A 14,702-nucleotide genomic window follows, 5' to 3' on the forward strand; every position below is an offset into this window, starting at 1 on the left:
TCGGGTAGGGTCCGAGGATGACGATCTTTATTGCGGATCACGCCGGTACAAGCGGACGCCGACCCTCGGGCCACAGGGTGAAGACCTCGCCGGCGTCGAACGCCGCTGGCACCAGCCGATTGCCGTAACCCGCACCGCCGTCGAGGTTCACGCGGTTACCATGATGCTCGGGCGTGTCGAGCGCTGTGTGGCCGTGGACGACGAGCTTGCCGTGGTCGCGGTCGTCCTCCAGCCAGCCGTCGCGGATCCAGATCAGGTCGTCTTCCTCCTGTTCCTCCAGCGGGATACCCGGACGGATGCCGGCATGGACGAAGAGGAGGTCGTCGGTTTCGTGCCAGAGGGGCAGAGTGGCGAGGAAGTTGAGATGGGCATCGGGCACAGCCTCCCGCGCGGCGATGATGACCTCCTGATCCGACAGATTGCCCTGATTGGTCCACCAAGACACGAGGGTTTCCACCACCTTGCCGCGCGGCGGCTGGAAAGCCGGGCTGTCAGGGCCGCCGACACCGTAGGAGCGCAGCGTGGTCGTCCCGCCAAGACGCGGGTTCATCCAGCTGAGGCCGGATTTAATGCGATCGTCGTGCTGCTGCCCCTCGGTGACGAAGCGCAGGAACATGCGGTCGTGGTTGCCGAGGACGAACCTCCAGTTCCGGCTCTCGGCCTGCCCGCGCACGAGGCGGTCAAGCACGCCCTTGCTGTCGGGGCCGCGGTCGACAAAGTCGCCGAGGAAGACGATCTCTGCGTCCGGGCCGCCATCCGCCTCGATCAGCGCAAGCGCGCGGTCGAGTTGATCGGCATAGCCATGGATGTCGCCGACCGCGTAGATCATGCGCTCATCGGACCTGACGGACCTCTTCGCTGATGGAACCGAAGACGCTCGTGAGAGCGGATGAGGGGCCGGTTACGCCACATCGAAGGAGAGCGGCTTGATCTGGCGGAAGAGCTTGGTCTCGGCCAGCTTGTCCATCACCGCGGCGGGTACGGGATCGTCGACATAGAGGAGCGCGATCGCCTCACCACCCCGTTCCGACCGGCCCAGGGTGAAGTTCGCGATGTTCACGCCGTTCTCCCCCATCGTGTTGCCCAGTGCGCCGATGATGCCGGGTTCGTCGTTGTTCGTGGTGTAGACCATGTGCTCCCCGATCTCGGCGTCGATGTTGATCCCCTTGATCTGGATGAAGCGCGGTTTGCCGTCCGAGAAGACCGTTCCGCCGACGCTCCGCTCCCGCTCCGCTGTCACGACGGTGATCTTGATGTAGCCCTCGAACGCGCCGGACTGGTCCTGCGTTGTCGTCGAAATCGCGATCCCCCGCTCCTTGGCGATCACAGGCGCCGAAACCATGTTCACGTCCGGGTTCACCCGCTTCATGATGCCCGCGATCACCGCGCAGGTCAGCGCCTCGAGGTTCATCGTCGACGCCTCGCCGTCATAGAGGATGTTGATCGCCTCGATCGGCTCGTCGGTCATCTGGCCGGTGAAGTTGCCGAGGTGCTGCGCGAGCTTCAGCCACGGACCCATCACCTTGGCCTCTTCCGCCGTGACGGACGGCATGTTGAGCGCATTGGTCACCGCTCCGGTCAGCAGGTAATCCGACATCTGCTCGGCCACCTGAAGCGCCACGTTCTCCTGCGCTTCGGTGGTCGCTGCACCCAGATGCGGGGTCACGACGACGTTGGGCAGATTGAAGAGTGGGGAAGCGGTCGCCGGTTCGACAGCGAAGACGTCGAAGGCGGCGCCGGCGACATGGCCGGATTTGAGAGCCTCTGCCAGCGCCTCTTCGTCGACCAGCCCGCCGCGGGCGCAGTTGACGATCCGCACGCCCTTTTTGAGCTTGGCGATATTCTCGCGGCTGAGGATGTTCCTCGTCTGGTCGGTCAGCGGTACGTGGAGCGTGATGAAATCGGCCCGCACCAGCAGATCGTCGAGATCTACCTTCTCGACGCCCATCTTGTCGGCCTTCTCCTGGCTCAGGAACGGGTCATAGGCGATGACCTTCATCTTCAGGCCCTTCGCCCGGTCGCAGACGATCGAGCCGATATTGCCCGCGCCGACGACGCCCAGCGTCTTGCTGGTCAGTTCCACGCCCATGAAGCGCGACTTCTCCCACTTGCCCGCATGGGTTGAGGCGTTGGCCTCGGGGATCTGGCGGGCCACAGCCATCATCATCGAGATTGCGTGTTCGGCGGTTGTGATCATGTTGCCGAAGGGGGTGTTCATGACGATGACGCCCGCCTTCGAGGCCGCCTCGCGGTCGACATTGTCGACCCCGATCCCGGCGCGGCCGATCACCTTGAGGTTCTTCGCCTTCTCGATCAGGTTGGCCGTCACCTTGGTGGCCGAGCGGATGGCGAGGCCGTCATAGTCGCCAATGATTTCGGCGAGCTTTTCCTTGTCCTTACCCAGATCGGGCCTGAAATCGACATCGATCCCGCGGTCGCGGAAGATCTGGACGGCGGTTTCCGACAGCTTGTCGGAGACGAGAACCTTGGGGGCCATAAGCGGTATCCTTTGTTCGGGACGGATCCGTGGGGGCAGAATTTTCTAGAAAATTCTGACTTTGCAAAATCTTCTAGAAGATTTTGCCCCTTTGGATCTGGTTGAAACGGGTGTCAGGCGGCTTGCGCCTGGGCGGTGATTTCGGTCTCGAAGGCCCAGTCAATCCAGGGCAGAAGCGCTTCGATATCGGCGGTTTCGACCGTCGCGCCGCACCAGATCCGAAGGCCCGGCGGGGCATCGCGATAGGCGCCGATATCATAGGCTACACCCTCCGCCTCGAGCCGTTTGGCAATGGCCTTGGCGAAGGTGGCGCCATCAGTGATCCGCGGGTCGGTGAATTTGAGGCACACGCTCGTATTCGACCGCGTCGCGGGATCGGCGGCGAGATTCGCAATCCAGTCCCGGCTGTCGCAAAACTCCCAGATCGCCTGCGCATTGCGGTCGGCCCGCGCGGTCAGCTCTGGCAGTCCGCCGATGGACTTGGCCCAACCCAACGCCTGCAGGTAGTCCTCGACGCAGAGCATCGAGGGCGTGTTGATCGTCGCACCTTCGAAGATGCCCTCGATCAGCTTGCCGCCCTTGGTCAGGCGGAAGATCTTGGGCAGCGGCCAGGGCGGTGTATAGCTTTCCAGCCGCTCCACTGCGCGGGGGCTGAGGATCAGCATTCCATGCGCGGCCTCACCGCCCATCACCTTCTGCCAGGAGAAGGTCGTCACATCGAGCTTGTCCCACGGCAGGTCCTGCGCGAAGGCAGCCGAGGTCGCGTCGCAGAGCGTCAGCCCTTCGCGATCCGCCGGGATCACGTCGCCCGAGGGCACGCGAACGCCCGAGGTCGTGCCGTTCCAGGTGAAACAGACGTCCTTGTTCCAGTCGACCGCCGTCAGATCAACGATCTCGCCATACTCGGCGGTCCGGGTCTCGCCATCGAGCTTGAGCTGCTTGACGGCATCGGTGACCCAGCCCGCGCCAAAGCTCTCCCAGGCCAGCATCTCGACCGGACGCGCGCCCAGCATCGTCCACATCGCCATCTCATAGGCGCCGGTGTCCGAGGCCGGAACGATCCCGATCCGGTACGCGGCGGGCACGCCCAGGATCTCGCGTGTGGTCTCGATCGCCTCTTTCAGCTTGGCCTTGCCGATGGCGGCCCGGTGCGACCGGCCGAGGGCGGCGTCGGACAGGCTCTCTAGCGTGAATGTTGGGGGTTTGGCGCAGGGGCCAGACGAAAAACGCGGATTATCCGGCCGCGCGGTCGGTTGCATCACCATGACTGGTATCCTTCCAGATATGCGCCCTTCGTTGGGGAAGGGTGTCCCACCGCCGGAGCTAGAGGGTTCGGCGCCGCCGGACAAGACGGTTTTTCGTACCACTGCGGGTGTGAAGGCCGATTCCGGCGGCGCGGCGACTACGATAGGAAACCTCGGCACGCTTCCGGGACGGATCTTGCGCTGAAGCGCTCCGCTTGTTTCAAGGCGCAAGAATGGATCCGGGAGACGCACATGCCCATCGTCAACCTCATTGCCGCGCCTGGCGCCTTGTCCCGCGAGACGGCGGAGAGCCTGCGCAATGCGTGGGGCGGCGGTGACGCCGTCTGGCTGTCGGAAGGCGAAGCGGCGGAGTTTCCCGTCGAGACCGTGCCGGGCCACCAGGACGACATCCGGGCAGAGCTGTCGGCGCTGGGCGTCGATCTGAATGTCCTCCCGGCGGGGGGACGGCGCAAGAAGCTCCTCCTCGCGGATATGGATTCGACGATGATCCGGCAGGAATGCATCGACGAACTGGCAGAGGTCGCAGGCGTCGGCGACCGTGTGCGCGAGATCACGGCGCGGGCGATGAACGGAGAGCTCGATTTTGAGGGCGCCTTGCGCGAGCGGGTAGGTCTTCTGGAGGGTCTCGAAACGGGCGTGATCGACCGGGTCCTGGCGCAACGGATCGAAGAGATGCCGGGCGGCCGGGTGCTTCTGGCGACGATGCGCGCGGCCGGGGCCCATGCGATGCTGGTCTCGGGCGGCTTCACGGCGTTTGCAGAGCCACTGGCTCAGCGCATCGGCTTTCACGAGGCCCGCGCCAATGTTCTGCTGAGCGAGAACGGCAAGCTGACGGGACAGGTCGCAGAGCCGATTCTGGGGCGCGAGGCCAAGGTGGCCGCGCTGGACGAGCTGGTGGCGCGTCTGGGCCTGTCCCACGCGGAAACGCTGGCCGTGGGCGACGGGGCGAATGACCTCGGCATGCTGGGCAAGGCGGGAATGGGCGTGGCGCTGCACGCAAAGCCGTCGGTCGCCGCTCAGGCAGGTCTACGGGTGGATCACGGTGATCTGACGGCGCTTCTGTTCCTGCAGGGATATGCGCGGGATGAGTTTGTGGTGGTGTAGGCGCTCCACGATTTGAACCTAGCGAAGAGGGTAGCGCCCGCCTCGTCGGGTCGGGCGCTGCCCGGCGTCGCCGCCGGGCGGAGCATTTTGAGCGAGGTCGCTCAAAAGACCAGTGGTCGCCGGCGCTATATGCAGGACGTCACCCAGTCAGCTCGCCCACCGACTTGATCCGCCCCACCTCGATCCCGCGCCAGTTCGTCACCGGTGCATCCAAGTAGGCCAGCGCTGCCGGATCCTGCGCATCGAGCACGCCGAGCCGCACCAACAATGCCGCGATCACCGCCTCGGCCGCGCGGGTGGCGCCGTCGGCCGCCTTGACGGCGATCCCCAGACCCTGATCCGGGATGATCCCGACAAAGACCCCCTCGGCCCCCGTCTTGACGGCCGCCTTGCCCTTGGCCGCCCGCATCAGGCGGGTGCAGGCGCGGCCCTTACCGGCCACAAGCTCCGGATAGGCCATCATCGCCTCGACGAGGCGGGTCTGGGCCTCGGCCCGCGCACCGCTTCGGTTCCCCGCGTCGGCGAATTGCGCCATGCCGCGGGCCAGCCCCCGCATCGTCGTCGCGAAGTTGGGCGCGGAACAGCCGTCGATCCCGTAGCCGGGGCTTTCTTCGCCCGTCACATCCTCGAACGCCTCGCGAACCTGCCGCTGCACCGGGTGGTCGATATCGATATAGTCCGGCCCCGCCCCGAGGTGCCGGGCAAAGGCGACGAAGCCCGCATGCTTGCCCGAGCAATTGTTATGCGTCTGATCGGGCTCGCGTCCGGCGCGGATCAGCGCGTCGCGCGTTTTGCGATCCTTCGGGCGATGCGCGCCGCAGCGCAGCGCCGCCTCGTCCGCGCCGATCTCTGCCAGCCAGTCCGCCACCGGCCCGGTATGGATCGCCGCCCCCTGATGGGACGCACAGGCGAGCGCCAGCCGCTGATCGGTCAGACTGGCCACGCCCGCCTCGACCATCGGCAGCGCCTGCACCATCTTGCAGCTCGATCGGGGATAGATCACCGTCGCCGGATCGCCCCAGCCCTCGACGATACGCCCATCCGCCCGGCAGATCACCGCGTGGCCCAGATGCACGCTTTCCACCCGGCCGCCCCGCGTAACCTCGACCATCCGCACCGGTTCCGCCATCCGGACCTCCCTTGCGCAGCATTTTGCGCATCATTTCAGTGTGACGGGTCTTTTCGCCAGCCGTCAAATCCTGCTAGGACGTGCCTATCCGGAAGAACGGCGCTCCGCCAGTGCATGAGACACCCGGAAAGGTGGGCGGAGCCTGATGGATTTGGGCAGCGGGAGATTGAAGACCATGCGATTAGCACCCCTCGGACTGGCTCTGGCACTTGCAGCAGGGCCACTTGCCGCACAGGACGACGCGAATGTTTCGGAAAACCGGGTCGCGGCGAATACCGACTGGAGCGTTTACGAAGAAACCGACCCACGGGAATGCTGGGCCGTATCGGCGCCGAAAGAAAGCAAGATCATGAACCCTCAGGGCCAGCTGACGCAGGGCCGCCGGGGTGACATCCTCCTGATGGTCTTCAACCGGCCGGGGGAAAGCGTGTCGCAGCAGGTCGCCTTCACCGGCGGTTACCCCTTCGCGGGCGGCTCGACCGTTTCGCTCGAGATTGGCGGGAACAGCTTTGAGCTCTTCACCGATGGTGAATGGGCCTGGCCGCCGACCCCTGAGGAGGATGCCCGCATCGTGGCAGAGCTCAAGCGCGGGGCATCCGCTGTTCTGACCGGCCGATCGGGCCGCGGCAACACGACGGTCGACGATTTCTCGCTTCTGGGCTTCACCGCCGCCGTGGACGACGCGACCGCCCGCTGCCAGGGGTGAGCGCGGTCGCCGACCCCGCCCCGACACCGGGAAAGATCGTCTATCCGTGGGAGGCCCCGCCGGGGCCGGGCGAGGCCATCGAGGTGGCAGACGGCATCCTCTGGATGCGCCTGCCGCTGCCGATGGCGCTCGATCACGTCAACATCTTCGCGCTGGACGATGGCGACGGCTGGACGCTGATCGATACCGGGTTCGCCTCTGCCAAGATGCGGGAGATCTGGGCGGGCCTTCTGTCCGGCCCGCTGGGCGGACGGCCCGTTACCCGGCTGATCGTCACCCATCACCACCCCGATCATATCGGCCTTGCCGGCTGGTTTCAGGAGGCGGGGGCCGAGCTGTGGACGACGCGAACGGCCTGGATCTATGCCCGGATGCTGACGCTCGACGTGCAGGAGCGCCCGACGGAAGAGGCGATCACCTTCTATCGCCGCGCTGGGATGCCCGAGGCGCTGATCGCAGAGCGGGCGGAAGCACGCCCCTTCAACTTCGCCGATGCGGTGGCCCCGATGCCGCCGGGGTTCCGGCGTCTGCAGCAGGGCGACGCGTTACAGGCGGCAGGCCGCACCTGGCGGGTTGAGATCGGCCATGGCCACGCGCCGGACCATGCCGTCCTGGTCTCCGAAAGCGATCATCTGATCCTTGGAGGCGATCAGCTGCTGCCGTCGATCTCGCCCAATATCGGCGTCCACCCGACCGAACCCGAGGCCGATCCGCTGGCGGAATGGCTGGCTTCCTGCCACCGTTTCGCCGGGCTCGCGCGGGAGGATCATCTGGTTCTGCCGGGCCACAAGCTGCCCTTCACCGGCCTGCCCGCGCGCCTGCGGCAGCTGATCGACAACCACGAACACGCGCTCGACCGGCTGGCGCTCCTTCTGGAAACGCCCCACACGGCGGCGGAGTGCTTTCCGACTCTCTTCAAGCGCGACATCAAACCGGCGGAATACGGCCTCGCCCTGGCCGAGGCTGTTGCCCATCTGAACCACCTCCTCGCCACGGGCCGTGTCACGCGTGAACTGTCGGAGAGCGGCGCATGGCTTTGGCACGCCCGAACCTCACGACCGTAAACCGCCGGATGAAAACGAAGAGCGCGGCCTTCGGGCCGAGCGATGAGTGCGCCCGGCGCTAGCCGTCCCGACGGTCGATCCGCAGGAATTCCCGCACCCGCCGCATCCCGCGACCGCTGACCTTTCGGCGCAGCTCTTTCCATACCGGATGGGGCCGCGCCCGCCGCTCCTGTTTCAGGAAATGTACCGCCTGGGCCTCGGATTTCGGCGCAGGGGTCTGGTCAATGACGTGCTTCGACATCTGACGTTCCTCCCGTGTCGCCCGGGCACTATAGCCGATTCGGCCGTCACATGTGGCCTTTTGCCTGCACCTTTCCTTCGGCTGTCCCGCGCAGACCCAACGCGCGCTCCCGCCAGACGATCACCACGCCGGCCACGATGATCAGAAGCGAGCCCAGGATCATCGGCAAAGTCGGCACTTCCAGGAACACGAAGTACCCGATCAGCAGCGCCCACAGCATGGAAACGTAAGTAAACGGCGCCAGAACGCCCGCATCGGCGAACCGGTAGCTCGACGTCAGCAGGATCTGCCCGCAGCCACCGATCAGGCCTGCACCGATCAGGAACAGCCACTCCCACCCCATCGGCAGCACCCAGCCGAAAGGCAATGTCAGCAACGACAGCCCCGCCGCCGTCAGCGAGAAATAGAAGACGATCGCCGCCGTCTTCTCCTTCCCCGCCATCGCCTTGACGAAGGTCTGCGCCAGCGCGGCCATCCCGGCAGAGGCGAGCGTGACGCACACCCCGAACAACTCCGCCCCCGTGCCGCCTGCGCTGAACCGCGGCGCCGTCATGATGACGACGCCCGCCAGCCCCAGCAGCACCGCGAACAGGCGCACCTTCCGGAACCGCTCTCCCAGAAAGATCGCGGCGAAGATCAACAGCAGAACAGGTGTCACGAAGCGCAACGCCGTGACCTCCGGCAAGGGCAGGTATTTCAACCCGGCAAAGCCCAGCCCCATCGCGCAAGTCCCGGCGATTCCGCGCACCGCATGGGGCCGCCAATCGGCCGTCCTGATCCCGTCCTTCAGGTCCCCCTGCATCCAGAGCCAGACGAAGATCACCGGCATCGCAAAGACCGACCGGAAGAACACCGCCTCGCCGGGCGGAATCCGTTCCGCCGCCTTGATGAAGGCCGACATCACGGTGAACACCGTCACCGCCGCGATCATCAGAAAAACGCCGCGGTAAAGCGATGGGGTGGCGGGCTGGACGGTGCTGGTCATGTTCCTTCGCTACGCGACCCCGCGGCGCTGTTCCAGTGCCTGGATGACCAAAGGGTAATCGTCCTGTCGAAAGCCCTATTGCGGAATGTCGGGGGAGCGGGGCGGCAACTGAACCTGACCTTCGGGGGCCACTCGGCTGACCCCGTCCAGGGCGCGCAGGCGTTCTATCCGGGCCTCATCGCACGACCCGAAGATGGCGCCGATCCGGGAAATCACCTGCTCCACCTTCAGCCCCTCTGCGGCCGCGCGGGCGGTGACGTCCTCAAGATCGGCACCGCCCTTGATATCCGCGAACACTTTCACATCGATACGGGGCATCGCATCCTTCCTTCCAACAGCAACGTAGGTACGCGGCCTAGACCATACCAGATCCCGCCTGCCCCGGGGCCTGCACCAGACCGGCGCCTACATCCTGCGGGGATCCGTCAAGGCTCCGGGCGGTGCTCACCAATCTGTCCCACAGGGCCTGACCGCGCAGCCTGGTATCATCCCCCGCCATGAGGGCCGCGATCCCTGCCACATGCGGGCAGGCCATGCTGGTGCCCGAATAGGTGGCGTAAAGCTCCGGTTCGGGGGCGGCAGAAAGGACGCCGACACCGGGGCCCGCGATATTCACCTCGCCCCCGTCAGGATTTATCCCGCCGCTGGAAAACTCCGCCACATTCAGCGTCTGGTCGACAGCGGCAACCGCCATGATCGACGGGCAGTTCGCCGGGCTACCGACCGGCGCGACATAGCCGGTGGTCCGTGTGCTTTCATTGCCGGCGGCGGCCACGATCAGCGATCCCTCTTCCAGCGCCTGCCGGGCCAGATCCTCGTATTCCGGGGCGTAGGTCTCGCCTTCCTGCACGGCAGCGCCCAGCGACATCGAGATGACCTCGCAGCCCTGGTCGATGGCCCAGGCCATGCCGGTCAGGATGTCGCGTTCGCGGCCGGACCCGCGATTGTTCAGCACCTTTCCGACATAGATGTCGGCACCCGTCGCCACGCCGTACCGCATCCCGTCCTCAGACACGACGCTGCCCGCCGCCGTGCCGGCACAATGGGTCCCATGTCCCTGCCCGTCCTGTACGTCCTCGCCCGACACGAAGCTCTCCGCCACGATGGTGCGCCCGGCAAAGTCGGGATGGTTCAGATCGAGCCCGGTATCGAGGATGGCCACCTTGATGCCCGCGCCCGTCAGCGGGCTGGTCCAGGCGCCCACGGCATCGATGCCCCACGTCCTGTCGTCATCGTCGTCGAAGCTCTCCAGCGCACGATAGTAGTATTCCGGCCGGACCGACAGAACGTGGTCGTCCTCTCTCAGGCGGGCGCGCAGGGTTTCGGCCTCGTCCGTTTCAAAGCGCTCGCTCAGAAAGCCGATGCGGGTCTTCTCCAGCAGCATCCCGGCAAGGTCGCGGGTTTCCGAAGGCAGGGCGCCGGTCGCGGCGAAGGATCGGATTTCGGAACCGGCCAGATTGGCCAGAACCCGTTCGCGCGTGGCCTGATCCAGACCGGGTTTGAAAAAAACGACGCTGCCGCCGGTCGGACGGGGGCGCAGCAGACGAACCGATGTTCGGGACATGGACGTATCTCCTTTTTGATCGTCCGGCAGAGCTGGGACCGTCTGCGCCCCGGCACAACCGGTCGATCATCCATCTTCGGCGCTTGCGCTTCCTCCGGCCGATTGCACCATGCCGCCTGCGAAGATTGCCGCCGACAGGCTGGAAGAGAACGACGGAACGGACCGGATCCGTCGTGAGCCACGTGACCCCTCAAGCCCTGTGCTGAAACAAGGTCCGGGACCGGTCATGCCCTTTCGCTACGCGACGGCGCGCTGGTCCTCCAGCACCGCGATGACCTTGCGATAATCGGCATCCACATGAACGGGAATGCCCAGCGCCTCGATCTTGCGCACGAAATCCATGTCCTTGGCATCCGCGCCCCTGCCCGGCGCCCGCAGGATCACGCGCCGCACCCGGCCCTCATGCCGCTCCGCCGCCGCAAGATAGACCTCCGCGTCGTGCTGCCCGGTATCGCCGACCAGCACGAAACCCAGTCCCGGATTGGCCCCCATGATCCGGTCGATCGCCGCACCCTTGTGATCCCCATGCGTGCCGGTCACGAACTGCGTTTCGCTGATCCCCAGATCGCGCAGAAACTTCGGCCCGCGTAGCAGCTCGTTCCGAGCGAAGACCTCTTCCAGAAACCCATGCAGGTTCCAGGGCGAGGAGCTGACATAGAAAACCGGGTTCACCCCGTCCTGCAGGCGCTCCATCAGGTCTACCGCATCGGGAAAGACGTGCCGCGTCAGCGCATTGCCCGTCATCGACGTCCAGAGATTCCGCCAGATCGAATAGGCGCCCGTCTTCATCATCGTATCGTCGATATCCGAGATCACGCCGTAATCCGCCGCCGGGTTGCTGACCAGAACGGGCAGCTCCGCCGCGACAGGGGCGTCGACCGTCACCGTGACCCATCCCTGCGCGCCCTCGGGCCGGGGCAGGCGCAGCGTAAAATACCCTTCCTCATCCGTCCGCGTCGACATGCCCTCGGCGCGGACCTCCACATCCGCCACCTCGTCGGTCAGGAAGAGAGAGATCATCTGCGCAAGGTTCCGGTACCAGCGCTGCCCCTCCTGCGGATCGCGGTCCCGGTCGGAGGCCAGCACCCGCCCCCGCGCCACCAGCGCCTCGGGTTCGCTGTACCCGATATAGGCGTCGATCGTCCCGGCTTTGCGGGGCCGCCGCCGACCCAGCCTGTCAAACAGCCGCTCGACCCGCGCCGCGGCAGGCGCGAGCCGTGTCTTCAGGGCTGCCATTTCAGGACGGCCCGGCCGGCGCCAGCACGATCACTTCGCCATTCGGCTCGTCCGTCAGCAGAAGCACGCGCCCGTCCGAGGTCTGCTCCACATCGCGCACCCGGCCGATATCGCGCACCAGCCGCTCCTCGCCCACGACGCGGTCGCCGTCCATCTCAAGCCGCACCAGCCCGCCGGGATAAAGCGATCCGGCCAGAACATCGCCCTGCCATTCCGGGAAGGCATCGCCGTCGTAGAAGATGAACCCGCCCGGCGCGATCACCGGATCCCAGTAGTAGACCGGCTGCTCCATCCCCTCGGCCTGGGTCTGCGATGCGCCGATGGCCGCGCCGGAATACTCCTCGCCATAGGTGATGACGGGCCAGCCGTAGTTCCGCCCCGGCTCCGGCTGGTTCAACTCGTCCCCGCCGCGCGGCCCGTGCTCCAGCGTCCAAAGCGCGCCGGTCCGGGGATGGATATCAGCCCCCTGCGGATTGCGCAGGCCATAGGCCCAGATCGTATCGATCGCGCCATCCTGGCCCACGAACGGGTTGTCGTCAGGCACCGACCCGTCCGGCCGCACCCGGATCACCTTTCCATACGTCGTATTGAGATCCTGCGCCTGCGTCCGCTCCTCCCGCGCCGAATGCTCGCCTGTCGTGATGAAGGCGAAGCCATCGCCGTCGAAGACGATCCGGCTGCCGTAATGCATCGGCGTAGGCGAGGGCGGCTCCTGCACGAAGATATCCTCAACCCCGCTCAGGCTCGTCCCATCCTCGCTCAGCACCCCGCGGGCCGCCGCCGTCACGCTCATGCCTCCGCCCAGCGGCTTGGCGTAGGTCCAGTAGACCATCCGGTCGCTTGCGAAATCCGGACTGATATTCACATCAAGCAACCCGCCCTGCCCGCGGTTCAGCACCTCCGGCACCCCTGCAATCGGCTCCGACAGGCTGCCATCCGCGGCGATCATCCGCATCCGCCCCGGCCGCTCCGTCACCAGAAAGCTGCCATCCGGCAGTTCCGCGATCCCCCAGGGATGCTCCAGCGGCCCGGCCAGCACGCTCTGCTCGAACTCTTCCCCGGAGCTCATCGCCGGCGCCCGCGTCTGGTTCTCGAACGCCGGCTCGAATTCCGGCACGTTCGGATCGCCCTGGGTGACGGGATCACCAGAGGTCTGCGTCAGCGCGCAGGAGGGGATCAGAATGACGGCAAGGATGGAGGTAAGGCGCAGCATGGCAGCTTCCTTCGGACCAGAGGGGTTGAAAAGCGAACCCCCACCTCTGCCCCAGGTTCCGCCGCCAAGCCTCACATCTGCGACAGCGCCTCTGCTTTCTGCCGCGCTTCTCCCGCCTCGGCATCGCGGCCAAGTTTGCTCAAACAGCCTACCAGAGCCACATGTGGTTTTGGATCATTCGGATCGAGGCTTATCGCGGCCTGAATTATACCCAGTGCCTCTTCGTCTTCTCCCGCTCGCATCTTCAGATTTGCAAGAAACAACCTGAAACCAGCATTCTTGGGATTAAGTTTCACGGCCAACTCGGCTTGTTCGACGGCCTCGTCAACGCGCTGGACACGAAGCATTGCGCTTGCCAGAGATCGCCTCACGGCGGCGGCTCTGGGATTATGAGTTGCCGCAGTCTCCAATGCTTCGACTGCTTTGAACTCATCGCCACTTCTTGAAAGAGAAGATGCGTAATTGATCCAGAACCCAAGATCGTCTGGAAACCGTTCAACCGCCCTTTCCAAAAGGCTCGCGGCTTCAGCCCACTTCTCGTCCTCTTTCAAGACCCGTCCACCCAGGGCGAAGAATTTTCGAGACGTTCCCTCTCCGTTCAACAGACGCTCCACGTAGGGCCGCGCTTCATCTAGCCGGTCTGCGCGCACCAGCATGTCGGCGAAATTCGTCAATCCACCCTCGATCTGGCTATCCGCAAGAACCTCCCGCATCGCGTCGAACGTCTCGATCACCCGCGGGTGATCCGACTCGAACCGGAAATTCGACGGATAGGTATTATCCCCCTTCTCCACTCGCCATCCTTCCGATGTACGAAACAGGCCGAGGATCCCCTCGGCCTCGGCAGCGCTCTCGGCCTCGGGGAAGAAGACTGCCTTCTCGCGATGATCGACATCAACGAACCAGGTCCTGAAGATCTCGGGCGCGGGGCTTTCATCGGCTGATGTCGCGCAAACGATGCCATCGGCAGGCGCCGTGCCGACTGCACCCCGAACAGCCTCTCCCAGTTCGGCGGCCGGTGCGTGAACCGTCTGAACCTCCCCGTGGCCCGGGATCAGCGGCGGGGCAGAGGTCTTGTACAGCACCACGATGTTATGAAACCGGGCCATGCCTGCGAGATCCGGCAGGTCGAAGGTCTGGAACAGCTCGGCAAAGTATCCCACGCTGTTTGGCTCATCCAGTTCCAGCGATCCGCCAAAGCGCGGAAAGAACGCCGTCTGCAAGTCCTCGACAATATAGATCCCGTCAGGCTTCAGATCGGGCCAGAGGATCTTGAAGCTCTCGATGACATGCTCGTTCCGGTGGCTGCCATCGTCGAGAATGATATCGAACGGCCCGTGTTCCCGCACCGTCTCCGACAGGAAATCCGCATCGACCTGACTGCCCTGCAGCACGGTCACGCGCTCTCCCAGATCAAGCGTCTTTTTCTGGATGTCGATGCCGACGATCTCTCCCTTGGGAAAGAAATCCCGCCAGGACATCAGCGATTCTCCGCCGCGATCCGCATCCCCGTATCCCCCGACACCGATCTCGAGAAACTTCAGCGGCGCCTCCCGCCGCTCGTTCAGCAACCGGAAGTAAACCGGCGTGTAGTCGTGGTATCCGAACTTGTCCGTTCCGTACTGGATCGCCAGCCGCGTCAGTGGATCCGTCATGGGACACTCCGCATCTTGTTGAGGGAAAGGCCTTTTTGGCGGC

14 protein-coding genes are annotated in these 14,702 nt (G+C 65.2%); 3 read left to right on the forward strand and 11 right to left on the reverse strand.

Annotated features, from left to right (window positions below):
- Positions 1 to 37: 37 nt before the first annotated feature.
- From AADZ90_RS03665 to AADZ90_RS03675, 3 genes are all read right to left on the reverse strand, one after another.
- The gene (locus AADZ90_RS03665) at positions 38 to 829 is read right to left on the reverse strand and encodes a metallophosphoesterase family protein (RefSeq protein WP_367309115.1); all 792 of its coding nucleotides are present in this window, start codon (positions 827 to 829) and stop codon (positions 38 to 40) included.
- Between the two features lie 72 nt (positions 830 to 901).
- On the reverse strand, positions 902 to 2,497 hold the full coding sequence (gene serA / locus AADZ90_RS03670; RefSeq protein WP_367309114.1) for a phosphoglycerate dehydrogenase: 1,596 nt from the start codon (positions 2,495 to 2,497) through the stop codon (positions 902 to 904).
- A 113-nt stretch (positions 2,498 to 2,610) separates the two neighbouring features.
- A complete protein-coding gene (locus AADZ90_RS03675; protein ID WP_367309113.1) occupies positions 2,611 to 3,762 on the reverse strand; it encodes a phosphoserine transaminase in 1,152 nt (383 codons plus the stop codon).
- Between the two features lie 231 nt (positions 3,763 to 3,993).
- Between AADZ90_RS03675 and serB the strand changes: the two genes are divergently transcribed.
- Positions 3,994 to 4,866, forward strand: a complete 873-nt coding sequence (serB, locus tag AADZ90_RS03680; RefSeq protein WP_367309112.1) for a phosphoserine phosphatase SerB — start codon at positions 3,994 to 3,996, stop codon at positions 4,864 to 4,866.
- A gap of 139 nt (positions 4,867 to 5,005) precedes the next feature.
- Here the strand turns inward: serB and AADZ90_RS03685 are convergent, their stop codons facing one another.
- Complete coding sequence (locus AADZ90_RS03685; protein ID WP_367309111.1) at positions 5,006 to 5,995, reverse strand: asparaginase; 990 nt, start codon at positions 5,993 to 5,995, stop codon at positions 5,006 to 5,008.
- A 175-nt stretch (positions 5,996 to 6,170) separates the two neighbouring features.
- Between AADZ90_RS03685 and AADZ90_RS03690 the strand changes: the two genes are divergently transcribed.
- Both AADZ90_RS03690 and AADZ90_RS03695 read left to right on the forward strand, forming a co-directional pair.
- Positions 6,171 to 6,701 carry an invasion associated locus B family protein gene (locus tag AADZ90_RS03690; protein ID WP_367309110.1) on the forward strand — a complete coding sequence of 177 codons (531 nt, stop codon included), beginning with the start codon at positions 6,171 to 6,173 and terminating at the stop codon, positions 6,699 to 6,701.
- Positions 6,698 to 7,765: an MBL fold metallo-hydrolase gene (locus tag AADZ90_RS03695; RefSeq protein ID WP_367309109.1), complete on the forward strand. Its 1,068-nt coding sequence runs from the start codon at positions 6,698 to 6,700 to the stop codon at positions 7,763 to 7,765. The genes AADZ90_RS03690 and AADZ90_RS03695 overlap by 4 nt, the downstream gene beginning before the upstream one ends.
- Positions 7,766 to 7,823: 58 nt before the next feature.
- Here AADZ90_RS03695 and AADZ90_RS03700 read toward each other — a convergent pair whose 3' ends face one another.
- The 7 genes from AADZ90_RS03700 to AADZ90_RS03730 all read right to left on the reverse strand — a co-directional run bounded on the left by AADZ90_RS03700 (position 7,824) and on the right by AADZ90_RS03730 (position 14,659).
- Positions 7,824 to 8,006 carry a hypothetical protein gene (locus AADZ90_RS03700; protein ID WP_367309108.1) on the reverse strand — a complete coding sequence of 61 codons (183 nt, stop codon included), beginning with the start codon at positions 8,004 to 8,006 and terminating at the stop codon, positions 7,824 to 7,826.
- Positions 8,007 to 8,052: 46 nt separating this feature from the next.
- The gene (locus AADZ90_RS03705) at positions 8,053 to 8,991 is read right to left on the reverse strand and encodes a DMT family transporter (protein WP_367309107.1); all 939 of its coding nucleotides are present in this window, start codon (positions 8,989 to 8,991) and stop codon (positions 8,053 to 8,055) included.
- A 75-nt stretch (positions 8,992 to 9,066) separates the two neighbouring features.
- On the reverse strand, positions 9,067 to 9,309 hold the full coding sequence (locus tag AADZ90_RS03710) for a hypothetical protein (RefSeq protein ID WP_367309106.1): 243 nt from the start codon (positions 9,307 to 9,309) through the stop codon (positions 9,067 to 9,069).
- Positions 9,310 to 9,346: 37 nt separating this feature from the next.
- Positions 9,347 to 10,555, reverse strand: a complete 1,209-nt coding sequence (locus AADZ90_RS03715) for a S8 family peptidase (RefSeq protein WP_367309105.1) — start codon at positions 10,553 to 10,555, stop codon at positions 9,347 to 9,349.
- Positions 10,556 to 10,792: 237 nt separating this feature from the next.
- Positions 10,793 to 11,791, reverse strand: coding sequence for a phosphatase domain-containing protein (locus AADZ90_RS03720; protein ID WP_367309104.1), 999 nt, complete (start codon positions 11,789 to 11,791; stop codon positions 10,793 to 10,795).
- Position 11,792: 1 nt separating this feature from the next.
- Entirely contained in the window at positions 11,793 to 13,004 is a 1,212-nt protein-coding gene (locus tag AADZ90_RS03725; protein WP_367309103.1) for a PQQ-dependent sugar dehydrogenase, read from the reverse strand.
- A gap of 71 nt (positions 13,005 to 13,075) precedes the next feature.
- Complete coding sequence (locus AADZ90_RS03730) at positions 13,076 to 14,659, reverse strand: tetratricopeptide repeat protein (protein WP_367309102.1); 1,584 nt, start codon at positions 14,657 to 14,659, stop codon at positions 13,076 to 13,078.
- Between the last annotated feature and the right edge of the window lie 43 nt (positions 14,660 to 14,702).

Origin of the sequence: Aestuariibius violaceus, assembly GCF_040779325.2 — a bacterium.
GTDB classification, from domain to species: domain Bacteria; phylum Pseudomonadota; class Alphaproteobacteria; order Rhodobacterales; family Rhodobacteraceae; genus Aestuariibius; species Aestuariibius violaceus.